General features: G+C 62.7%; 16 protein-coding genes. 10 read left to right on the forward strand and 6 right to left on the reverse strand.

What is annotated here, in order from left to right; all coding sequences use genetic code 11:
• The first annotated feature begins 17 nt into the window (after positions 1-17).
• The 9 genes from AB5Y51_RS06690 to hdfR all read left to right on the forward strand — a co-directional run bounded on the left by AB5Y51_RS06690 (position 18) and on the right by hdfR (position 12,939).
• Entirely contained in the window at positions 18-1,865 is a 1,848-nt protein-coding gene (locus tag AB5Y51_RS06690; protein WP_010674246.1) for a DUF3413 domain-containing protein, read from the forward strand.
• Between the two features lie 250 nt (positions 1,866-2,115).
• Positions 2,116-4,284, forward strand: a complete 2,169-nt coding sequence (locus AB5Y51_RS06695) for a TonB-dependent hemoglobin/transferrin/lactoferrin family receptor (protein WP_368178194.1) — start codon at positions 2,116-2,118, stop codon at positions 4,282-4,284.
• The gene (locus AB5Y51_RS06700; RefSeq protein WP_368178195.1) at positions 4,284-6,326 is read left to right on the forward strand and encodes a prolyl oligopeptidase family serine peptidase; all 2,043 of its coding nucleotides are present in this window, start codon (positions 4,284-4,286) and stop codon (positions 6,324-6,326) included. The genes AB5Y51_RS06695 and AB5Y51_RS06700 overlap by 1 nt, the downstream gene beginning before the upstream one ends.
• Before the next feature lie 29 nt (positions 6,327-6,355).
• Positions 6,356-8,767, forward strand: a complete 2,412-nt coding sequence (locus AB5Y51_RS06705; RefSeq protein WP_368178196.1) for a proprotein convertase P-domain-containing protein — start codon at positions 6,356-6,358, stop codon at positions 8,765-8,767.
• 50 nt (positions 8,768-8,817) lie between these two features.
• Positions 8,818-10,185, forward strand: a complete 1,368-nt coding sequence (locus AB5Y51_RS06710) for a DUF1566 domain-containing protein (RefSeq protein ID WP_039038622.1) — start codon at positions 8,818-8,820, stop codon at positions 10,183-10,185.
• Complete coding sequence (locus AB5Y51_RS06715) at positions 10,182-10,739, forward strand: DUF1566 domain-containing protein (RefSeq protein WP_043155288.1); 558 nt, start codon at positions 10,182-10,184, stop codon at positions 10,737-10,739. The genes AB5Y51_RS06710 and AB5Y51_RS06715 overlap by 4 nt, the downstream gene beginning before the upstream one ends.
• A 194-nt stretch (positions 10,740-10,933) precedes the next feature.
• Positions 10,934-11,416 (forward strand): serine protease inhibitor ecotin, encoded by a 483-nt coding sequence (gene eco / locus AB5Y51_RS06720; protein ID WP_010674240.1) that lies wholly within the window; start codon positions 10,934-10,936, stop codon positions 11,414-11,416.
• Between the two features lie 291 nt (positions 11,417-11,707).
• Positions 11,708-12,064, forward strand: a complete 357-nt coding sequence (locus AB5Y51_RS06725; RefSeq protein WP_010674239.1) for a DUF413 domain-containing protein — start codon at positions 11,708-11,710, stop codon at positions 12,062-12,064.
• On the forward strand, positions 12,064-12,939 hold the full coding sequence (gene hdfR / locus AB5Y51_RS06730) for an HTH-type transcriptional regulator HdfR (protein WP_039038620.1): 876 nt from the start codon (positions 12,064-12,066) through the stop codon (positions 12,937-12,939). Before AB5Y51_RS06725 ends, hdfR begins: the two co-directional genes overlap by 1 nt.
• A 114-nt stretch (positions 12,940-13,053) precedes the next feature.
• Here hdfR and tyrA read toward each other — a convergent pair whose 3' ends face one another.
• The 6 genes from tyrA to glpT all read right to left on the reverse strand — a co-directional run bounded on the left by tyrA (position 13,054) and on the right by glpT (position 21,091).
• The gene (tyrA, locus tag AB5Y51_RS06735; protein ID WP_041215471.1) at positions 13,054-14,193 is read right to left on the reverse strand and encodes a bifunctional chorismate mutase/prephenate dehydrogenase; all 1,140 of its coding nucleotides are present in this window, start codon (positions 14,191-14,193) and stop codon (positions 13,054-13,056) included.
• A 118-nt stretch (positions 14,194-14,311) separates the two neighbouring features.
• Complete coding sequence (locus AB5Y51_RS06740) at positions 14,312-15,385, reverse strand: 3-deoxy-7-phosphoheptulonate synthase (RefSeq protein ID WP_010674236.1); 1,074 nt, start codon at positions 15,383-15,385, stop codon at positions 14,312-14,314.
• A 371-nt stretch (positions 15,386-15,756) separates the two neighbouring features.
• Complete coding sequence (glpQ, locus tag AB5Y51_RS06745; RefSeq protein ID WP_201900833.1) at positions 15,757-16,836, reverse strand: glycerophosphodiester phosphodiesterase; 1,080 nt, start codon at positions 16,834-16,836, stop codon at positions 15,757-15,759.
• 102 nt (positions 16,837-16,938) lie between these two features.
• Positions 16,939-18,426 (reverse strand): glycerol-3-phosphate dehydrogenase, encoded by a 1,488-nt coding sequence (gene glpD / locus AB5Y51_RS06750; protein ID WP_253584649.1) that lies wholly within the window; start codon positions 18,424-18,426, stop codon positions 16,939-16,941.
• Positions 18,427-18,875: 449 nt separating this feature from the next.
• A complete protein-coding gene (locus tag AB5Y51_RS06755; protein WP_010674233.1) occupies positions 18,876-19,634 on the reverse strand; it encodes a DeoR/GlpR family transcriptional regulator in 759 nt (252 codons plus the stop codon).
• A 101-nt stretch (positions 19,635-19,735) separates the two neighbouring features.
• On the reverse strand, positions 19,736-21,091 hold the full coding sequence (glpT, locus tag AB5Y51_RS06760; RefSeq protein ID WP_041212777.1) for a glycerol-3-phosphate transporter: 1,356 nt from the start codon (positions 21,089-21,091) through the stop codon (positions 19,736-19,738).
• Between the two features lie 490 nt (positions 21,092-21,581).
• Here glpT and AB5Y51_RS06765 point away from each other — a divergent pair, with 490 nt between their 5' ends.
• Positions 21,582-22,430 (forward strand): MIP/aquaporin family protein, encoded by an 849-nt coding sequence (locus AB5Y51_RS06765; RefSeq protein WP_039038615.1) that lies wholly within the window; start codon positions 21,582-21,584, stop codon positions 22,428-22,430.
• Positions 22,431-22,456 lie beyond the last annotated feature (26 nt).

The raw sequence follows: 22,456 nt of genomic DNA on the forward strand, positions 1-22,456 counted from the left end.
CAAGCAGATGGATCATTATGGTCGAAACCGGCAACCCCTATCGCGATAATGTCTCTCGCCTGATCACCTGGGGGCATTGGTTCTCCTTCTTCAACATCATCCTGGCCATGCTGATCTCGACCCGTTACCTGGGCGCCATCAGCTGGCCGTCGACCACGCTCGGCGTGACCTATCTCGTCATCAGCTGGATAGGTCATTTCTCGTTCCTGAGCTTCGTCACCTATCTGCTGACCATCTTCCCCTTGAGCTTCATCCTGCCCAGGGAGAAGCCGCTGCGCTTCATTTCATCCATCATCGCCACCCTGGCGCTGGTGCTGCTGCTTATCGACACCCAGGTGTTCCAGCTGTTCAAGTTCCACTTGAATGGCCAGGTGTGGCAACTGCTGCTGGATCAGGCGCAGACCGAAGAGGGCTCTATCTGGAGCATCATCTTCGTGGCGGTGCCCGCCATCTTCCTGCTGCAACTGCTGCTGTCGGCCTATGTGTGGCGCAAGATCAACAAGCGCAAACGCCGCCAGTACGGCAATCAGGTGGGGCTGGCCCTGCTGGTCTGCTTCATCCTGACCCATCTGGTCAACAGCTGGGCGGATGCGACCCTGTATCAACCCATCACCATGCAGCGCGCCAACTTCCCCCTCTCCTACCCCATGACCGCCAGGAGCTTCCTGGCCAAGCATGGCTGGCTCGACCTCGAGCAGTATGAGAAGAAGGCCGAAGATCAGGGAAGCGCTGAGCACCGTCTGCTCTATCCCTTGCGCCCCCTCAGCGTGAGCGCTCCCAGCGATCACAAGAACCTGCTGGTGGTGGTGGTCGACTCCCTGCGAGCCGACATGCTCAACAACATCAACATGCCCAATCTGCAACGCTACGCGGACAACCACTTCAATTTCCGCCAGCACATGAGTGGTGGCAATGATGAAGCCATGGGGATGTTCAGCCTCTTCTACGGGCTGCCCGGCCACTATTACGGGGACATCCGGGCCGACAAGCGCCCCCCCGTGCTGTTCGACGAGATGCTGCGCCAGGACTACCAGTTCGGCCTGTTCGGTGCACTTGAAGATGCCAAGCAGTATCGCCAGAGTCTGCTTGCAGGTCTGCGCAAGCAAGTCTTCGTCTCCCGCCAGACCGATGACCGCAGGCTCATCGACGACTGGCAGCAGTGGCTTGGCACGCGCACCGCGGACAGACCCTGGTTCTCTCTGGTCTATCTCTCTAGCCCGGGGGATTATCAGGTGCCCGCCAGCATCAAGGGTCCCTTCCAGCCCGAGTTGACCCGCTTCAACCCGGCCACTGCCTATCGGCCCGAGAACCTGCAGAAGCTGGAGAACCGCTACAAGAACGCGGTCTTCTATACGGATCAACTGCTGGAGCAGATGCTGACCCAACTGCAATTGCAGGGGCTTGATGATCAGACCATCGTCGTGGTCACCTCCAACCACGGTCAGGAGTTCAACGAGACCCAGAGCAACAGCTGGGGCTATGGCAGCAATTACTCGACCTATCAGGTGCAGGTCCCCCTGGTGCTGGCCTGGCCTGGCGCCGAACCTGCGCCCCAGGCGCAGGCGAGCAGCCACCTGGATCTGGTACCGACCCTGATGAAGAACATGCTGGGTGTACGCAACCCCTATCGTGACTACAGCACGGGGCGCAACCTGTTCGAAGCCAGTACACGCACCTGGCTGCTGGCGGGGGATCAGAATGACTTCGCCATCTATCAGGGCAACACCATCACCCAGTTCAACAAGCAGGGGGACTTCGAGCTGCTGGACCGCGACACCTATCGCCCCATCAAGCACGGCACCCCGGATATGGGCACCCTGATCCAGGTGATGAACGAGCTCAATCGCTTCTATCGCGCCCCCTGATCAGCGCCAGCCCACCTCCTTGAGCCCGCCCCTATGGCGGGCTTTTTCTTGCCCGCACCACGCCCGTCCTCCTGTTTCCCATGGCGTCATTCGCAAACGTACGCCACTACCTTACTGATTTATCTCTCAAAAAAGTTCAATTCGATCAATATCATAAAAACAAAATGATAATGATTGTCATTTATTGATCTGCTTGACTCCCTCTGCAATAATCCGCGCCCTCAGGCTTAAATAATAATTATTCTCAAATATGAAAATTCGACTTCTTCACTACTGGCCCATGCTGCTGTCCGGTACGGCGCTGGCTGCCAGCGATCCCGCCGGGGTCGACACAACGGACATGCCCCCCGAACTCAAGGGGCGGGAAACCATCGTGGTCAAGGGACAGCGCATCGAACAGAAGCTCTCCGACGTGTCGGGTTCCATCACCGTCATCACGGAGGAGGATCTGGATCGCCAGGTTGCCACCGAGCTCACCGATGTGTTCAAGAACGAACCCGGCGTCTCGGTGACCGGCTCCGCCGGGCGCCCCCAGAACATCATCATCCGCGGCATGGGCGGCAACCGGGTGCTCATCATCAAGGACGGGGTGCGGGTCAGCGACGGCTTTGGCGCCGACGACCTCAACGACAAGGTGGGCCGCTTCAGCTTCGATCTCGACGATGTCAAACAGATAGAGGTGGCCAAGGGAGCCGGTTCCTCCCTCCATGGCTCCGATGCCATCGGCGGCACCATCGTCATCAGCACCAAGCAGCCGGAAGATTACCTTCAGAACCAGGATGCCTATCTCGGCAGCAAGGTGCTGCACGATGGCAGCAGTGACAAGCAGAAGCTGAGCGCCACCGGCGCCGCCCGGATACGGGATACCGAACACCTGCTGCGCCTCTCCGGCTGGCAGGGGCATGAGACCGCCAACTACGACGAGAGCCGCATCCCGGCGGATCTGGATGGCATCAGCGCCTCCACCAGCTCTCGCATCCAGCTGAACGAACATCATCTGCTGCGCCTCGAACTCGACTACTTCGAGGACAACGCCGAGCGGGATCAGGGGCCGCGCGAAGTGCCCCAGCCCGATGGCAAGTGGCAGGTGCGCCAGTACCACGAGCAGGGCAGCCAACGCACCCAGGGGGGAAAGCTGGCCTGGGAAGCGAGAAACCTCGACACAATACTGGCTGACAGCCTCACCTGGAGTACCTACGGCAATCACTCGAAAAACACCGCCAACAAGCGCAGTCTGCTGCAAAACGATCTGCTGAGCGGTTATCCGCGCTATCGCAGCGAACGGGAACTCGCCACCTTCACCGAAGACAGGATTGGTACCGAGCTGGATGTGCGCCGGGATCTCGCCACCGGCCCTCTCGCCCATCAGCTCAGTTACGGCATTGAGCTCGAGCGCACCACCCACGAGCGGCCGGTGGAGAAGCTGAGTCTGGAGGCCGGCATTCCCCAACCCGGCCAGTCCGCCCCCTTCAGCCGCGCCCGTACCGACAGGGCCGGGGTCTGGCTCGGCGACGTGGCCAGCCTGGGCCAGTGGCAGTTCACCCCCACCCTGCGCATGGATCACCAGTGGCTCACGCCGCTGGACGGCAGCAACGACAGCAACCACAGCTGGCACCTCTCCCCGAGCCTGGCCACCAGTTACCGCTTCAACGACCAGTGGCGCAGCTGGCTCAGCTATGCCAACGGGTTCCGGGCGCCTTCCTACGACAAGGTGTACGGCAACATCCCCCACTACTTCGCTCTGCCGCCCTTCGAGATCATCGCCAACACAGGGCTCAAGGAGGAAACCAGCCACAGCATCGAGTGGGGGCTGAGTGGCGAGGGGGACAACTGGAGCATCAAGCCAGCGCTCTTCTACAACCGCTACTACAACTTCATCGACTGGCGCGAGGTGGGGCTGCGCCTGAGCGATGGCGTCATCCTGCGCCAATATCGCAACGTCGCCAAGGCCGAAACCTGGGGGGCCGAACTCGCCGCCAGCTACTGGCTGACCCAGGAGTGGGAGCTCGCCACCAAGCTCGGCTGGGTCGATGGCGAGGACAACAAAGGTGAAGCGCTGCGCACCCTGACGCCCCTCGAGGGCAACACCCGTCTTAGCTATCAGGCCAATGAGTGGAGTCTGGGCATTCAGGCGGACTATGCCGCCGCCATGAGCCGGGTGCCCACCTGCGGCAACAGCCTGACCGGCCGCCAGGGGGACTGCCTCGAAAGTGCCGGCTGGCTCAGTTTCGCCCTGACGGCCGACTGGCTGGTCACCGACGCCCTCAAGGTCAACCTCAAGCTCGACAACCTGTTCGACACCCGCTACACCCGCTATCAGGATGTGGCCGGGCTGGAAGCCGGGACCGATGCTTCCCTCTTCACCCAGAGCGGCCGCACCCTGAGTGCCAGCCTGCGCTACACCTTCGTGGGGATCTGATGCACAGCCTATTGATCCTGGCCAGCCTGCTGGCCACGCCGGCCCCCGCCTCTCCCCTGCCTGAGGCAACCCTGGAGGCCGCGCCCCTCATCCCCGAGCGCCCGCAACTGATGAAGGGGGAGATAGCCCGTCTCGATCCCTATGGTGGCTGGCGTGACGACAGCCGCCAGGATCCCGCCCTCCTGACGCTGCTGCGCGAGCAGAACCGCTGGACCGAGCGGCAGCTCGCCGACCAGGTGCCACTGGTGCAGCGCCTGCAGACGGAGTGGCAGGGCCGGGAGCGGGGCGATCCCGTGCCGGACGACTGGCTGAGCCAGGCTGGCAGCCAGTGGCGCATGGAGGCGGACGGCAGCCTGTGGCAACGCAGCGACGCCAATGCCGCCCCCCGAAAGCGGCTGGCTCCCCGCCAGCCGGCCGAGGGGTATTACGAGCTCGCCGCCTGGGCCCTGCACCCGGACGGGCAACTGCTTGCCCTGGCCGAAGACCGCAGGGGAGATCGGGACTACCGCATCACCCTGCTGGATCTGGCAAGTGGCGAGACACTGGCCTCTTTGCCTCACCGCGCCGGCGATCTGCTCTGGAGTCTGGATGGCAAGACCCTCTACACCCTCGCCAACGAGCGCCAGACCCTGCGCCCCTGGCGACTGCTGGCCTGGCAGGATGGCAAGGAGACCCTGGTGTATGAGGAGCGCGATCCCGCCTGGCTGCTCGGCCTCTATCGCACCACGGATCGCCGCCACCTGGTGCTGCAAAGCAACAACCACGACAGCTCGGAGCAATACCTGCTGGACGCGGGTCGGGCCGACCTGATCAAGGGGCGCGAGCGCGGCCTCGAATACTACCTGGATACCCTGGGGGACAGGGTGCTGCTCAAGAGCAACCGGGACGGCGCCCTCGGCCTCTATCAGGTGGCCGACTTGAGCCTGGTGGCGAAGGGAGAGTGGCAACGGCTCTGGTCCGGCGAGGGCCGGGAACTCGAGAAGTGGCGCCTCTTTGCCCAGCACACCGTGCTGCAATACCGCAAGGAAGGGGATGACTGGCTCGATGTGCTGGACGCCAAAGGTGCGTTGATCCACAGCCTGCCGCTCACCGATGGCGCAGGCACGGCTTGGATCCAGGGCAGCCAGGAACCGGCCAGCGACAAGGTGCTCATTCGCCGCCAGGGGATGGCCGAGCCACCTCACCAGCGCTGGCTGGATCTCGCCTCCGGCACCTGGGAGGGGACACCCGAGAGCAGGGACACCTCCCCCTATCAGAGCGAGCGACGCTGGATCGCGGGTAAGGATGGGGTCAAGGTGCCTGTCTCCCTGGTCTGGCGCAAGGGCATTACCCACCCCAGGGCACTGCTGCTCTACGGCTATGGGGCTTACGGCACCCCCATGCGCCCCTACTACCAGCCCCGGGTGCTGAGCCTGCTGGATCGCGGCTTCGTCTACGCCATCGCCCATGTGCGCGGGGGCGGTCTGCTCGGCGAATCCTGGTACCGGGAGGGTCGTGGCCGTGACAAACAGCACAGCGTGGATGATTTTCTCGCCGTGGCCGATGCCCTGGCCCAGGATCCCGCCATCGATCCCGCCCGGCTGTTTGCCATGGGTGGCAGCGCCGGCGGCCTGCTGGTGGCAGCGGCACTCAACCAGGCGCCCACCCGTTTCGCCGGGGCCGTGCTGCAAGTTCCCTTCGTCGACCTGCTGGGCACCATGCAGGATCCCGAGCTGCCCCTCACCCGGCAGGAGTACGCCGAGTGGGGCAATCCGGCCATCCCGGGTGACTATGCCGCGATGCGCCGCCTGAGCCCCTATGACAACCTGCACAAGGCCCCTTATCCCCCCGTCTATGTGACGGGCGGCCTGCACGACAGTCAGGTGCCCTACTGGGAACCCCTCAAGTGGATAGCCCGCCTGCGATCCCATAGCACGGGAACAGGCCCCTATCTGCTGCGCACCGAACTCGACGGCGGCCACCTGGGCGCCCCCCGAACGGCGGCGCTGCGTGCGGCGCAGGAGTTTGCCTTCCTGCTCACCCTGGCGGGCGTCAACCACTGACCCCTTGTCCTCTTTTTCTGGAGTGAACCATGAAACCCTCTTCCCTGGCCCTCTGGCTGGCGGCAACCCTGATCTCATCGCCGCTGCTGGCGGCCGATCTGCAGTTTGTCGATGAACCACCCCTGACCACGACGCCGAAGCGCTGGCTCGAGCAGCGCCTCGGTGTGCTCCTCGCCCCCGATTACGACAGGGCCAGCCTGCTCGGCCACCATTACAGCTTTCGCCAGCGGGTGAACGGCCTGCCGGTGGCCGCCACCCAGGCCGCCATCAGTGTCGACGGGGACGGTCGCCCCTGGCGCCTCTACCACAACCTGCGCCCCTTGCAGAGCACAGCGCCCGGCTGCGATGCCAGCGGCACCCTGGATCCCCTGCTCGCCACCCTGCGCACCGACGGCAACCAGATAGAGACGCTGGGGCCGGTCGAAGCCTGGTACTGGCGAGACGGCGATACCCTGGTGCCTGCCCTGCGCCAGCGGGTGCGCGAGCACAAGGCAGGCAATGCCAAGGCCAGCCAGGTGCAGCTGTTTGCCCGTTGCGACGGGGAGCAGGAGCTTGGCCGTCTCGGGGATCAGGCAACAACCCACCCTCTGCATGTCGCCGACGCAGGCGATCAGCAGGTTCAGGCCCGGGTGTTCGACCCCGATCCCCGCACCCGCCTGCAGGACGCCAGCCTGGTCTGGCACGACGCGCTGGTACTGGCAGAGGCCGCCTACCAGGATCCGGTTCCCCTGCCGGTGAGCCTGCAAGCCGGGCAGTATCGCCTGAGTGGCCCCCATGCCAGGGTGGTGGATGTCATGGCCCCCGAATCGGCCCCCTACAGCAGCAGTGACGTGCAGGGTTTTCGCCTGACCCGTGACGATCGCGGCTTTGCGGACATCAACGCCTACTACCATCTGGATCTCGCCCAGCGCCACCTCAAGGCGCTCGGTTTCACCGATCTCATCCCCGGGGCACTCGACATCGACACGGACGCGGGCTTTCAGGACAACTCCCTCTACGATCCGTTCGAACGCAGGCTGGAGCTGGGTCGCAGCGGCGTGCCCGATGCCGAGGATCCCATGGTCATCTGGCACGAGTTCGGCCACGGGGTGCAGCACCACATCCTGCCGGATCTCGGGGAAGAGGGAGACTGGGGGGCCATCGGCGAGGGCTTTGGCGACTACCTGGCCGCCAGTCATCGTCAGCGCAGCGAAGCCGGTCGCCAGTTCGAACCCGCCATGGTGTTCAACTGGGATGCCCGCTTCACCGACCGCACCCCACGCCAACTCGACGATCTGCGCGCCCGCTACCATCCGGACTACCGCTACCCGGCCCACCGCACCATCAACGGCAGCAACGGGGATCAGCTCTGGGGCACCCCGCTGTTCCAGGCCCTGCTGACGGCGGTGGCCGAGCACGGTGAGGCGGCCAGGGACGAGTTTGATCGCGTCATCATCGAATCCCACTTCGGCCTGGGGCCGGCCATTCGCATGCCGCAGCTGGCCCGGATCACCGTGGATACTGCCGCCCGTCTCTACCCGACGCGAGCCTATGCCCGTCTGCTGGAGCAGGCATTTCGCCAGCACGGGCTGCTGCAAGCTCCCGTCAATATCGCCCTCGCCGAGGGGAGCGCCATCCCGCTGGGGCAGCGCCAGTCGGTGCAGCTGACCCTCAGCAACCCGGGCAAAGAGGAAGTGACCCTCAACGAGCTGGCCCTCACCCTGCCAACCGGGTTGCAGGCCGATCCTGACAACTGGCAACCAGCGACCCTGGCCGCCGGTGCCAGCATGACCACCACCCTGCGCCTGCTGGCCCAGAGCCCGCTCGCCTGCGGCGACGAGGCGAGCCTCTCGGTGAATCTCGCCATGAGCGGTACCAGCCCCACCGAGCGCCAGTGGCAGCAATCCCTGACCCTGCCCATCGGCACCCCCGTCATCAGCCGGGCCAGTGGTCGGTCACAGCGACTGAACGATGCCCAGAGCGAGGAGGTGCGCGGCCTGAGCGAAACCAGCCTGCTGCTGGAGAAGAGCGATGCCCGTGTGAGCGACAGGCTGCAACTGAGCCTGGATCTGCAGCACGAGGCGCTGGATGAGCTGGAGATCTGGCTCAGCTCCCCCGCCGGCACCCGGGTCCAGATCTGGGACAAGGGTTACAGCCCCCTGCCGAGCCTGAAAGGGGTCTTCCCGACCGAGTTGCAGTCCCTGCAACCCTTCAGCGCCTTCGAAGGAGAACCCCTGGCCGGTCGCTGGACCCTGGAGGTGGTGGACAGCAAACCGGGCAATCAGGGTCTCCTGAACGGGTGGAGCATCAGTCAGCGTACCGGCGCCCAGTGCGGCAACACCGTGCCCGTGCCGGATGACGGCATCATCCGCTTCGATACCTCGGACAGCAGTGGCGGGGGGGCCTTCCCTCTGCTCTGGCTGCTGCCGCTGGCCCTGTGGCGCCGTCTGCGTCGCCTCTGACTCTCCCTATATAAAGAAGAGAGGGGCCAAGGCCCCTCCAAGGACACACCATGACCATGAGAATGACCCCGATCGTCTGCCTGCTGGCCCCCCTGCTCAGCGCCTGTGGCGGCGGTTCGGACGAGGCTCCCCTGACCGCGCCGGACTACCGCCTGACGGTCAGCCTGCCCGCTGCGGGCACCCTGTGCATCAACCTGAACCAGAACGACGGCTGCGAAGCCAATGAGCCCGCCGTCAGCGGCGAGGCCGGCGCCCACTCCCTGACCCGGCGCCACCCTGATCTGCTCACCACTCCCCTGCTGTTCATTCCGGCGGATCCCGCCGCCCTGCCCCTGGCCCACCCGGCGGCTCGCCAGGACAACCAGCACCTCACCCCCAGCCCCCTCAGCACCCTGCTGCAGACGCGTATCTCGGACGGGCTGCCACCGGCTCAGGCCCTGACGGACGTGCTGCTCGCCCTGGCCCCCCTTCACCCCGGCCCAGATCTGGCGGCACTGGCGCAGCTGGGCGACTTCAACCGCGCCCTCGCCGAGCTGGCCCTCGCCGCCTTAGATGACAAGGCCACCCTGCCCACCTTTGCCGCCAGCGAACGCCGCCTGCAGATCTGGCAGGGGCTGGTCACCCTGCTGCCCGAGCTCGCCCGGCACTTTGCCGCAAGCCCCGAGCTACTGAGCCAGCAGGCCAGACTCGCCGCCGTGCTGATGCAGCAGCAACCCCGGGCGTTGGTGACCGCAGGTGGCGTCACCACCTACACGGACGGGGTGGATTATCTGCTCGACCAGGAGCCTGCGGATCACCCGGGCCAGGAGGCGAGCCTGGGCCAGGCGCCCCTGCGCTATCGCAAGCTGGACGGCAAGGGGCAACCCCTGGCGGACAATGCCGACGAGTGGGAGTGCGTGGAGGATCTCAACACCGGCCTCGTCTGGGAGAAGAAGCTGGCGGATCCGGACAGTCCGAGGGATCTGCACCGCACCTTCGCCTGGGAGTTCGACGACTATCACCCGACCCAGGAGGAGCGGGATTACGCCTGTCCCGAGGGGGAGGCCATCTGCACCACGGAGCAGTACCGTCAGTGGCTCAATGCACAGCAACTGTGCGGCATCACCCACTGGCGCCTGCCCCACGCCCGTGAGCTGATGAGTTTGCAGCACTACGGCTCCCTCGCCCGCCAGGATGGCCAGCTCGTCACCCTGGATGTGCGCTACTTCCCCGATGTCGGCACCGGACTCAATGGCTTCGATGGCTATTACTGGAGCCAGACCCTGACCCCGTCCCGCCGGCTGGAGAGCGCGCCTCTGAGCGCCATCGCCCACATCTTCCTCGGCGAGGACGCCGGTGCCGACTATCCCACCCCAGTTCAAAACAGCAATGACGCCAACGGTCTGCAACTGCGCCTGGTGGCCGAGGTAACCCGATGAACAAGTATCTTCTGACCCTGCTGCTCACCCTGTGCAGCCCCCTGGCACTGGCCATCGCCATCTGCGACGACGCCCTGCCCCGTACCAGTCCCACCGCCCGTTTCCAGGATCACGGCAACGGCACCGTCACCGACAGGGGCACCGGTCTGACCTGGATGCGCTGCCAGCTCGGCCAGACCTGGCGCAACCAGAGCTGCGAGGGGGAACCTACCCGCCTCTACTGGCAACAGGCACTGCAGACGGCGGAACGGATCCGTACCGAACCGAGCCATGCCCTGTATGGCTTTGGTGGTCATCACGACTGGCGCCTGCCCACCATCAAGGAGCTCGCCAGCATTCTGGAGTCCGCCTGTTACAAACCGGCATTGAACGAAACCATCTTCCCCCGCGCCATGGCCGGGGATGGCAAGGAGGTGAACGACGGCTATGTCTATCTCTGGTCCTCCACCCCGGTGCCGGCCCTTCAGGGCGTCGCCTACCTGGACATCACCAGCGGCTCCGTCGCCCAGCGCGCCCCCCGCGCCTGGGCGAAACAGGTCCTGCTGGTGAGGTGACAGCCTGACCATGGGGGCCACCCGGCCCCCTGTTTGACACGAGACAAGAAGCGCCAGGGTGACCCTGGCCGTCAAAAAAGCATCAAATTGCGTCATGTGATGCCTGTTCAGGGCGGTTTTGCACGCCGCAGCGCTGGCATGAAACCGGCAGAGCGGTTAGTCTAGCGGCGTTGAACCAATCCCAAGAGGTACAGATGAAAACCGTGTTGCGTTTTAGCCTGCTGGGCGCCTTGCTATTGGGTGGCCATGCCTTCGCCGCCGAACCGAAAAAATTTGATATCAGCATGTTCCCCGCCGCCGAAGTGAACCAGGAACGTGTCGTGATCCGTCTGCCGGAAGTCGAGAACGAAGCCGACATGATGGTCGAGCTGCAAGTCGGCAAGAAGATGCTGGTCGACTGCAACCTGCCCCGCTTCGCGGGCAATCTGGAACAGCACAGCGTCAAGGGCTGGGGTTACAACTACCTGACTCTGGGCCAGGTCACCGGCCCCGTCAGCACCCTGATGGCCTGCCCGGACGGCCAGAAGAAGGAGAGTTTCGTCCAGATCTACGGTCAGGGCTTCTTCGTGAACTACAACTCCAAGCTGCCCTTCGTCATCTATGTGCCCCAGGAGTACGAGGTGCGCTATCGTCTGTGGCGTGCCGACAACCTGGCACAGCCAGCCATGATTGAGTGAGTGCCGCGCACTCGGGTTCAGCTCAGTCATGATGATAAGAAGGCGCCATACGGCGCCTTATTTTTAGCGTCCGAGCCCGTTTTTGAGCGGTTTTTCCTGTACAAAATCTGACATAACTCCACTATTTTTCAGGCTTTTTTGTGCAGCACACCGCAAAATGCCCCCTCGGGATGCGACAAACTCTGTTCGATAAAAGATATTTATTAACATAGTAAGAAAATTGATTTTGCACTCTGCGACGGCCTGATGATACTTGCCCGCAAAGGTCAAACTAACCAGAACAAGAGCACTATGAGCTTCGAATCAGACAAGCGTTTCAACGACTTCAAACATTTTCCCCGTGGCCTGCGTCGCAGTGGCGAATTCACCGTGGCCGAAGCGGACAGTCTGGAAAAATATGGCACCGTGATGCTGGCGCTCTATCAGGGCAACCTGGCCCCGCGCGATGACGTAGAAAGTGCCTTTATCGAACAGGTCAAATCCGGCGCAGCCGGCAACAACCCCCACGCCAAGGTGTGGTTCAAATACCTGAAGGTGATTGGTCCCAAGCGCGTGCACCGTCTGTGCACCGTCGCAGGCGGCGCCAATGAAGATGCGGGTGGCAGCTTTGAAGGCGGCGGTGGCGGCAGCGACGAGTCCCTCGATTAATGGATACCGAGCTGCTTCGGACCTTCATCGAGGTCAGCAAGACCCGGCACTTTGGCCGGGCGGCTGAAAATCTCTACCTGACCCAGTCGGCGGTGAGCTTCCGGATCCGCCAGCTCGAGCAGCAACTCGGGGTCAGTCTGTTTGCCCGTCATCGCAACAACATCCGCCTGACTGCCTCCGGTGAGCGTCTGCTGCCCTACGCAGACGCCATTCTGCATACTTTGGGGCGCGCCAAGCAGGACGTGGCCCTCTCCCCCGGTTTCAGCCAGCAGCTTGCCATCGGCGCCCCCGCCGTCTTCTGGGAGCTCGACTTCAACGACTGGCTCAACCATGTCTATGCCCTGGCCCCCGGCCTCGCGGTGCGCCTCGAAACGGCCTCCCGCGAGCACCTCTGTCGCCAGTTGCTGGAGCGCTCCCTCGATCTCGCCCTGCTCTCCGAGCCGACCAAGATCGACGAGATTGCCCTGCACCCCATCGGCGAGCTGGTGTTCGAACTGGTGAGCCGGGAGCCAGCCGCAAACGCCGACAGCCTGATGCAGATGCCCCACATTCATCTCGACTGGGGCACCAGCTTCGAACCGCCATCGAGCCGATTGCAGAGCCTGCAGAAGACCCCAGTTCTGCATTCGAGCTCCGCCAGCATGGCCCTGCAATTCGTGCTGGCCAACGGCGGCGCCGCCTACTTGCCAAGGCGCATGGTGAGCCCCTTCCTGGAGCAGGGGCAGCTTCATCTGGTGGAAGGGGGCCAATCCCTGAGCCGCCCGCTCTACCTCGCCTATCTGGAGAAATCCGACCGCCGGGAGCTGATCGATCAGCTGCTGACCCTGCCGCTGGGCTGGCATGACGCCGACTTGCGCCAACCGCCTGCCGAATGAAAGAGGGCGATTTCACGCCCAGACCTCTGTTTTCATCTACCCTGGTTATCGGTGCAGCACAAACAACATGAAAAAGGGGCCATCAGGCCCCTTTTGTATGGATGTCTTTGTGCATCAGCCGTGATGGCGACGGTCGTTGGCCTGGGCCAGCAGGGTGCGGCTCTCGCGCAGGAACTCCTCCGCCCGCTCGCCGAAGAAGCCGGAGACCTGGCTGAAGGCCTCGATGAAGCCCTCCCTGTCGCCCCGCTCCAGCAGGCCCAGCGCCTCGCCGAAGTTCTGGTAGTAGCGGCGGATCATCGCGAGGTTCTGGGGCGACGACAATATGATGTCGGCGTAGAGATGGGGATCCTGGGCGAACAGCCGTCCCACCATGGCCAGCTCCAGCCGGTAGATGGGAGAGCTTAAGGCAAGCAGGCGGTCGATGTTGGCCTGCTCGCGGGAGAGATGCCAGCCGTAGGCAAAGGTGGCAAAGTGGCGCAGCGCCTGAATAAAGGTCATTGCCTCGTCGTGGGCCCTGGCCTCCACCTGCTGCAAACGCGCCCCCCAGATGGTCATCTGTTCCAGCAGCCACTGGCTGGCGGCGGGATCGCGTCCCTGACAGCAGACGATCACCTGCTTGGCGAGGCTCGCCACGTCCGGCCCGAACATGGGGTGCAGCCCCAGCACCGGCCCCTGGTGTACCGCCAGCATATGGGCAAGCGGTTCACTCTTGACGCTGGTCACGTCCACCAGCAGGCAGTTCTCAGGCAGGTTGCCGAGCCGGTCGATCACCTGGCAGGTGACGTCGATGGGCACCGCCACCATCACCAGTCCGGCGCCGTGCAGGATCTCGTCGGCGCGCGGCCAATCGGCCTGACCCAGGGTTTCGACCCGGTAGCCCGAGAGGCTGAACAGGTTGCCGAACAGGCGGCCAAGCTGCCCCTGGCCACCGATGATCACCACCTTGCCGAGCTCAGGCTTCATGCACTTGAAGTGGTGCTCCTTGTCGCTGGCGGACTCCAGAATATAGGACTCGCGCATCACCCGGCGCAACACATCCTCGATAAGGTCCCCCGGCACCCCCAGTGCCTCAGCCTCGGCGCGGCGGCGGGCCAGCATGCTCGCCTCCCGATCCGGTGCATAGATGGGCAGGCCGTGCCGGCTCTTCACTTCCCCCACTTCCCCCACCAGGGCGAGACGGGCAGCCAGCAGATCAATCAGCTGCTTGTCCACCGCATCTATCTTGTCCCTGAGGGCATTCAACTCTTCCGCCATGTCCAGTCCCTGCTGGCGCCGCCCGCAGCGACGCCCTGTCATTCAAGAGGCAACAAGGTATCACTGCGTGGGCAGTGATACCTCGATGGTTCAATCAGTTACAACAAGATACCACGGCTTATGCCGATGTTCTGGCCAAAAGTGGTGCCGCCAGCTGGCTGTGGCAGCGGGCCAGCAGCGCATCCGTGGTCTCCCAGTCGATGCAGGCATCGGTGATGGAGACGCCGTAGCGCATCTCGCACTTGGGCTGCTCGCTGGACTGGTTGCCTTCGAACAGGTTGGATTCGAGCATCACCCCGATGATGGAGCGGTTGCCCTCCTGGATCTGGTGAATGACGTTGTCGGCCACCTTGGGCTGCAGCCGGTGATCCTTGCTGGAGTTGCCGTGGCTGCAATCCACCACCAGACCGGGCAGCAGGCCCGCCTTCTCCAGCGCCTCTTCCGCCAACGATACATTGACCGAGTCGTAGTTCGGGTGCTTGCCGCCGCGCAGGATCACATGGCCATCCGGGTTACCCTGGGTCTGCAGCAGCGCGACCTGACCCTGCTGGTTGATCCCCATGAAGGCATGAGGACTGGAAGCGGCCTGCAGCGCATTGATGGCGGTGCCGAGGTTGCCGTCGGTGCCGTTCTTGAAGCCGACCGGCATGGAGAGGCCGGACGCCATCTCCCTGTGGGTTTGGGATTCGGTGGTGCGGGCACCGATGGCCGACCAGGAGAAGAGCTCCGCCAGGTATTGCGGGCTGATGGGGTCGAGCGCCTCGGTCGCCAGCGGCAACTCCAGCTCGGCCAGCCAGCAGAGCAGCTCGCGGGCGCGGTGCAGACCCAGCTCCACGTCAAAGGTGCCGTCCAGGTTCGGATCGTTGATAAAGCCCTTCCAGCCGACCGTGGTGCGCGGCTTCTCAAAGTAGACCCGCATGACAATGTAGAGAGAGTCCTGATAGGCATCATGCAGCGCTTTGAGTCTGGTTGCGTACTCTTTGGCGGCGTCCATGTCGTGGATGGAGCAGGGACCACAGATCACCAGCAAGCGGTGATCGCGACGGTGGATGATGTCGGCGATGGTATTGCGGGCCCCTTGCACGAATGCCAGCGCGCGATCGGAGATGGGCAGTTTCTCCTTGAGCTGGGCAGGCGTGATCATCACTTGTTCGGACTGGATATGGATGTTGTTCAGGGGATCTCTTTGCATTTTCTCATTCTCTCTACTGTTTCAAGCCAAGGGTGCTGATCGTTCATTTATGTTTACACAAGTCAGCACTTTGTTACGCAACCGCCCCCACCTTACCAAGGAAAAACAAACAATCAAGTGAAACTAGCGTCTTTGCACGCTAACAGATGGATAAATGACCAAGAAAGCAGAATGAAACAACTCAAAAGTAGCGACTCGCGAGGCCAGAACAGCCTCAAATCGTAAACATTAAATTACACCCACCCATTTCAATATCATCTATCTGCCCCCTCTCATGACCCCTTATCCGGCCCCTCATCCCGGCGATAATGCCGGGCACAAAAAAGCGGGGCACCTGGCCCCGCTTGCATTCCCGTGTTGCTCTTCTTTTATTATTTGCCGTGGGCCTTGATAGCCTCGACCGCCTTGTCGGGGAAGTCGCTGAATACCCCATCCACATCGGCCTGGTAGAGGAAGATGTTGAGCAGGTCGGTGAAGTCTTTCGCATAGGCCGGGATCTGCCCCTCATCCTGACGGAAGGTATAAGGATGCACCTTGAGGCCGGCCGCGTGGGCCTCTTTCACCATGCCGGTGAAGACCGGCTTGCCAGGAGTGCCCGGCTCGGTCACCACCATGGGTTTCCAGGGACCGATCCCCTCGGCATAGGTGGCGATGGTCTTCATGGCCCCCGGCTTGAACATCCAGTCATAGCTGTAGGGGGTCGCCTTGCCCTTGGCGTCATAGACCATGGTCTCGTTCCAGTCGGTCTCGGCCATCAGCTGCACCAGCTTGAGATCCATGCCCATGGCGGGCATCAGCTCGCCGTTGATGCGCTTGAGCTCATTGGCATCGAAGCACTGCAGATAGACCTTGTCGCTCTTGCTGGTGTAGCCGTACTCCTTGAGCACGTTCAGCACCGCCCTGGAGATGTCCTTGCCCTCGTGGCGGAACAGCCATGGAGCCTTGATCTCCGGGTAGATGCCGATGTGCTTGCCGGTGCTCTTGTTGAGCCCCTGGATCATCTCGATCTCTTCCTGGAAGGTGTGGATCCTGAAGCTGGACTTCCACAGCGGGAAGCGCGCCGGATAGACCGGCACCTGCTTGCCGTCCACCAGCTGGAACGGCTCAGTCATGCGCAGGGAGCGCACCTCGTCCAGGGTGAAATCCACCACATAGTAGCGACCGTCCGGGCGGGCCCGGCCGGGGAAGCGCTCGGCCACGTCCGTGATGCCATCGAGGAAGTGATCGTGCATCACCACCAGCTGGTCATCCTTGGTCATCACCAGGTCCTGCTCCAGATAGTCAGCGCCCATGCCATAGGCCAGGGCCTTGGATTCCAGGGTGTGTTCCGGCAGGTAACCGGAGGCACCCCGGTGGGCGATCACGATTTTGCCTTCGTCGGCCGCCAGTGCGGGCAGCGCCAGGGCGGCCCCGAGGCCAAGGGCTATCAGGGTACGGTGAGGTTGCTTCATCAAGAGGTCTCGTTGTTATGGTGTGTAGGATGCAGGTAATTGTTATAGCAGGGGTTTATTGCAGTTTGACGGCGGGCGGCAAAGGCCGCCCGCCATGGGTCATCAGCAGGCTTCGGGCAGGGCGTGGTGGTGCTCGAGCAGCCAGGCAGCCAGCTGCTGCTGTTCGGACTCCGACAGGCGCAGCCCCAGCTTGCTGCGGCGCCACAGGATGTCCTCCAGGGAGTGAGCCCATTCGCGCGCGATGAGATAGCGCACTTCGGATTCATACAGCCCGGCGCCAAAGTGCTGGCCGCGCTCCTCCTTCAGCCAGAGGCGGGCATGAGCGCCATAGGCTTCGGCGATGCGCAGGGCGCTGCGATCGTCGAGCCAGTCGAATTCCAGCGCAAAGGCACGCGCCAGTTCACGCACCGAGCAGTCGAACTCGCCACCGGGCAGCCGGCAGGAGGCGGTCCAGTCCTCTCCCATCTGGCTGAACCAGGGCTTGAGCTTGTTGCAGGCGGCCTGGGCCAGCTTGCGATAGGTGGTGAGCTTGCCGCCAAACACCGACAAGAGCGGCGCGCCGTCGGATTCACCACTGAGCTCGAGCGTGTAGTCCCGGGTCACCGCCTGAGGTGAATCGGACTCGTCGTCACACAGGGGGCGCACCCCGGCATAGGTCCACACCACGTCTGCCGGGCTTATCTGCCTGGTGAAGTGGGCATTGACCACCTTGCACAGGTAGTTGATCTCGGCATCGCTGATCTTGGCTTCCCGCGGGCTGCCTTTGTGCTCCACGTCCGTGGTGCCGATGAGGGAATAGTCCTGCTGGTAGGGGATGACGAAGACGATACGGTTGTCCTCGTTTTGCAGGATGTAGGCCTCTTCGCGCTCATGGATGCGCGGCACTATCATGTGGCTCCCCTTGATGAGGCGAATGCCGCGGGGGGATTTCTCGCTCAGGCTCTCGTCATAGAAGGTCTTGACCCAGGGGCCCGCCGCATTGACCAGACCACGGCAGCTGACGGTGAACTGCTCGCCCCCTTCCCGCTCCAGCGTCAGGGTCCAGTGCTTGGATCCGCGCACCGCCTTGACGCAGCGGGTACGGGTCTGGACATCGGCGCCCTTGTCCCGCGCCAGCATGGCATTAAGCACCACCAGCCGGGCGTCGTCGACCCAGGCGTCCGAGTATTCAAAGCCCTTGTTGATACCGCTCTTGAGACCGTCCTGCGGCAGGAAGCGCAGGCCGCAGCTCCCCTTGAGCTTGTCCCGCTTTGCCAGGTTGTCATAAAGGAAGAGACCGGCGCGGATCATCCAGGCCGGACGCAGGTGCGGGCGATGAGGCAGACGAAAACGCATGGGACGGGCGATGTGGGGAGCCATACCGAGCAGGACCTCCCGCTCCGCCAGCGCCTCTTTCACCAGCCGGAATTCGTAATGTTCGAGATAGCGCAGGCCGCCGTGGATCAGCTTGCTGGAGTTGGACGAGGTGGCAGAGGCGAGATCGCTCGCCTCGAACAGCGCCACCTTCAGCCCCCGCCCCGCCGCATCTGCCGCGATGCCGACCCCGTTGATGCCGCCGCCGACGACGACCAGATCATAATGTTCGCTCATGTTCACCTACTTTCTTATTTTGTGTTTGCCATGACAGCAATGTTTGATTTCGCTCATATTAGAACATGAAAAACCAATAAACGAACATTTCGTGAGAGAAATGTGATCGCGATTGTTTTCACAATGCTAAAAATGCTGCCAGTCGGTGACGGCCTGGCCAGGCTAAGGTCTGCCGGAAACAGCCATTTCGGGCAGGGAGGAGAACAAAGAGTCCCGGATGGGGGCGCCCATGGGGCAAGGTGATGAACGCGATGGCGTGAATCCCTCGCAGGCGCCTGGCGTCGGTGCAAACCGGGTGCCCGAGTGCGGGGACAACATCAGGGGTCAAAGAAGGTGTGTCAGCGCCAGGAACTGGCCGCTTAGGCGCCGCAAGGGAGACGCCGCAGGCCGGGAGGGGGCAGAAAAAAAAGCGGCCGCCCCGAGGCGGCCTGATGCCTGTACGGGGAAGCTCAGCAGATATGGCAGGCGATCTGATGCTGGGACATCAGTCGCATCAGCTTCTCCGGCGGCTCCTGATCCGTGAACAGGGCGTGGATCTGGTTGAGGTTGCCGAGGTTGACCATGGCGTTGCGGCCAAACTTGGTGTGGTCGGCGGCAAGGAACACCTGGCGGGAGTGGGCGATGATGGCCTGGGCGATCTTCACCTCGTGATAGTCGAAATCGAGCAGGGAACCGTCGCTATCGATGCCCGAGATGCCGATGACGCCGTAGTCCATGCGAAACTGGCCGATGAAGTCGCGGGTCGCCTCCCCGACAATGCCGCCATCCCGGTTGCGAATTTCGCCGCCGGCGATGATGACGGTGAAGTCATCCTTGGCGGTCAGGATGCTGGCGACGTTCAGGTTGTTGGTGACCACGCGCAGCTCCCGGTGGTCGAGCAGGGCCCGGGCGATGGCCTCGGTGGTGGTGCCGATGTCGATAAAGAGCGACGAGCCGTCGGGGATGTTGGCGGCCACTTCCCGGGCGATGCGCTCCTTCTCCTTGAGCTGCATCACCTTGCGGGCGCTGTAGGCGGTGTTGACGGTGCTCGAATGCAGTGAGGCCCCGCCGTGATGGCGCCGGATCTTGTTCTGTTCGGCGAGATCATTGAGATCCCGGCGAATGGTCTGGGGGCTGACGTCAAAATGGGTCACCAGATCGTCGGTCGAGACGAAACCCTGCCGGGTCAGGACGTCCAGGATCTCCAGATGTCGTTGGGTTTGCTTCACGCTTGCACTCCGCAGATGAGACGAAAAAAGGCCCCGGCAGGTGCGGGGCCTTTGGCAGTGTACCTGATCCCTTTTCCAATCGATAAGGGCAGGATCACGTTTTATGCCTTATGGGCAGCCGCCTTGGCGGCAATCGACTCGTTCTCGTGCTTGAGGGTCATGGCCAGCAGGATGATGGAGAGCACGCAGGAGACGGTGAGCACCATGAAGCCGCCGTCCCAGCCGAAGTGGTCAACGGTATAGCCCAGCATGGCGTTGGCCGCGACCGCGCCACCCAGATAACCGAACAGGCCGGTGAAGCCCGCCGCGGTACCGGCCGCCTTCTTGGGCGCCAGCTCCAGGGCGTAGAGGCCGATCAGCATGACGGGGCCATAGATGAGGAAGCCGATGGCGACCAGGGCCATCATGTCGATGGTCGGGTTGCCCGCCGGGTTGAACCAGTAGACCAGCACGGAGAGGGTCACCAGCACCATGAACAAGATGCCTGCCGGGGCACGGCGGCCCTTGAACATCTTGTCGGAGATCCAGCCGCACAGCAGGGTGCCCGGGATCCCCGCCCACTCATAGAGGAAGTAGGCCCAGGAGGAGTGATCCACGCTGAAGTCCTTGGCCTCTTTCAGATAGGTGGGCGCCCAGTCCAGCACGCCGTAACGGATGAGGTAGACGAAGGCGTTGGCGATGGCGATGTACCAGAGCAGCTTGTTGTGCAGCACGTACTTCATGAAGATCTCCTTGGCGGAGAACTCCTGCTCGTGGCTTTCGTTGTAATCCTTCGGGTAGTCGTTCTTGTACTCCTCGATGGGGGGCAGACCGACCGATTGCGGGGTATCGCGCATCACGAAGAAGGCGATCACCGCGATGGCCGCCGCCGCCGCCGCAGGCACATAGAAGGCGCTGCGCCAGTCGTTGAACCAGCCCATGCCGAGGATGAACAGGGGGCCTATCATGCCGCCGCCCACGTTGTGGGCCACGTTCCAGACCGAGACGATCTCACCCCGCTCCTTCTGCGACCACCAGTGCACCATGGTGCGACCGCAGGGAGGCCAGCCCATGCCCTGTGCCCAGCCGTTCAGGAACAGGAGCACGAACATGATGCCAATGCTGGAGGTAGCCCAGTGCATGGTCCCCATCATGAACATGATGCCTGCCGAGAGCAGCAGACCGGCGGAGAGGAAGTAGCGCGCGTTGGATCTGTCCGACACGTTCCCCATCAGGAATTTGGAGAGACCGTAAGCGATGGAGACGCCGGAGAGGGCCAGACCCAGATCCCCACGGGAGAAGCCCTGCTCGATGAGGTAGGGCATCGCCAGACTGAAGTTTTTCCGTACCAGGTAGTAACCCGCATACCCGAAGAAGATCCCGAAGAACACCTGCCAACGCATGCGTTTGTAGAAGGGATCCACCTTGTCGGCCGGCAGCCGGTCGATATGGGGTGCAGGCCTGAAGAGACTAAGCATGTTCTGCTTCCTTTTATTGTTGTTCTGGGCGGTTGAGGACGCCCCGCTCATGCCGGCGATCAGACGCGTCTTGATTCGCAAGCGAGCCTATTGTGCTCATTTGTGAACATTTAATCTGTGATGAGCGCTAAATTATTGCAGTTTTATTACAAAAATTGTGACGCAGTGAGTGAACGCGCATCCAGGGTCAGCCCACGCATGGCGTGGCTTTTGGCTACTCACTAAGGAGTAATATGGCCGACAACTGTTGCTTTTCGTCACATTTTCTTAGCAATGAATGGGATCTTGCCCACATTTCCGGTGGCGGGGGTATGGTGAATTGACGCAGAAGGTTTATTTTCTCTCTCGTCCAAGAACGAGCGCAAACGAGCATAACGTTTGCGCAAGCTCAAAAAACAAGAAGAAACGTTTTCGGGCGCAATGAATGGAAATGGAAGATAACAAAACGGAACATCAAACCTACTGTGGGTGGATATAAGGAATAACAACTATGAGCATACAAAGACCCAATACCCTGCTTGGCGAGTGCCTTGCCGAGTTTATCGGCACAGGCCTGCTGATCTTCTTCGGCGTCGGTTGCGTGGCCGCCCTGGTGCTGGCTGGCGCCAACTTCGGGCAATGGGAAATCTCCATTACCTGGGGCCTGGGTGTCGCCATCGCCATCTATGTCACCGGTGGCATCTCCGGTGCCCACCTCAACCCTGCCGTGACCCTGGCCCTGATGACCTTCTGCGGCTTTGACAAGCGCAAGGTGGTGCCCTTCATCATCGCCCAGATAGCCGGGGCCTTCGCCTCCGCCGCCCTGGTCTACGCCCTCTACAGCAACCTGTTCACCCAGTGGGAGCTGACCCACAACGTGGTGCGCGGCAGCGTCGAGAGCCTTGGCACCGCTGGCATCTTCTCCACCTACCCCAATGCCCTGCTCTCCAACATGCAGGCTTTCGCGGTCGAGATGGTGATCACCGCCGTCCTGATGCTGGGCATCATGGCACTGGGTGACAACAACAACGGCGCCCCCAAAGGCTTCGCCGCCGCCCTGCTCATCGGTATCCTGATCGCGGTGATCGGCGCCTCCCTCGGCCCCTTGACCGGCTTTGCCATGAACCCGGCCCGTGATTTCGGCCCCAAACTGTTCGCCTTCGTGGCTGGCTGGGGTGACGTGGCCCTGACCGGTGGTCGTGACAACCCCTACTTCTGGGTCCCCATCCTTGGCCCCATCGTCGGCGCCCAGATCGGTACCGCCCTGTATGTGAAAGTGCTGGCTCCCTGCGTCCCGGGCAACCGCGTCGCCACCGAAGAAGCCGCCAAGCTGTCTAACAAAGAAGAGGCCGCCGCCTGAGAGCGGCCCTCCCCAACGTGTAACAA

Origin of the sequence: Aeromonas sp. R7-1, from assembly GCF_040908115.1 — a bacterium.
Classification (GTDB): Bacteria; Pseudomonadota; Gammaproteobacteria; order Enterobacterales; family Aeromonadaceae; genus Aeromonas; species Aeromonas caviae.

Bases quoted from the DNA above. Each gene is read 5' to 3' on its own strand.
- AB5Y51_RS06690 (WP_010674246.1), top strand. From the start codon at position 18: ATGGTCGAAACCGGCAACCCCTATCGCGATAATGTCTCTCGCCTGATC.
- AB5Y51_RS06695 (WP_368178194.1), top strand. From the start codon at position 2,116: ATGAAAATTCGACTTCTTCACTACTGGCCCATGCTGCTGTCCGGTACG.
- AB5Y51_RS06700 (WP_368178195.1), top strand. From the start codon at position 4,284: ATGCACAGCCTATTGATCCTGGCCAGCCTGCTGGCCACGCCGGCCCCC.
- AB5Y51_RS06705 (WP_368178196.1), top strand. From the start codon at position 6,356: ATGAAACCCTCTTCCCTGGCCCTCTGGCTGGCGGCAACCCTGATCTCA.
- AB5Y51_RS06710 (WP_039038622.1), top strand. From the start codon at position 8,818: ATGACCATGAGAATGACCCCGATCGTCTGCCTGCTGGCCCCCCTGCTC.
- AB5Y51_RS06715 (WP_043155288.1), top strand. From the start codon at position 10,182: ATGAACAAGTATCTTCTGACCCTGCTGCTCACCCTGTGCAGCCCCCTG.
- eco (WP_010674240.1), top strand. From the start codon at position 10,934: ATGAAAACCGTGTTGCGTTTTAGCCTGCTGGGCGCCTTGCTATTGGGT.
- AB5Y51_RS06725 (WP_010674239.1), top strand. From the start codon at position 11,708: ATGAGCTTCGAATCAGACAAGCGTTTCAACGACTTCAAACATTTTCCC.
- hdfR (WP_039038620.1), top strand. From the start codon at position 12,064: ATGGATACCGAGCTGCTTCGGACCTTCATCGAGGTCAGCAAGACCCGG.
- tyrA (WP_041215471.1), bottom strand. From the start codon at position 14,193: ATGGCGGAAGAGTTGAATGCCCTCAGGGACAAGATAGATGCGGTGGAC.
- AB5Y51_RS06740 (WP_010674236.1), bottom strand. From the start codon at position 15,385: ATGCAAAGAGATCCCCTGAACAACATCCATATCCAGTCCGAACAAGTG.
- glpQ (WP_201900833.1), bottom strand. From the start codon at position 16,836: ATGAAGCAACCTCACCGTACCCTGATAGCCCTTGGCCTCGGGGCCGCC.
- glpD (WP_253584649.1), bottom strand. From the start codon at position 18,426: ATGAGCGAACATTATGATCTGGTCGTCGTCGGCGGCGGCATCAACGGG.
- glpT (WP_041212777.1), bottom strand. From the start codon at position 21,091: ATGCTTAGTCTCTTCAGGCCTGCACCCCATATCGACCGGCTGCCGGCC.
- AB5Y51_RS06765 (WP_039038615.1), top strand. From the start codon at position 21,582: ATGAGCATACAAAGACCCAATACCCTGCTTGGCGAGTGCCTTGCCGAG.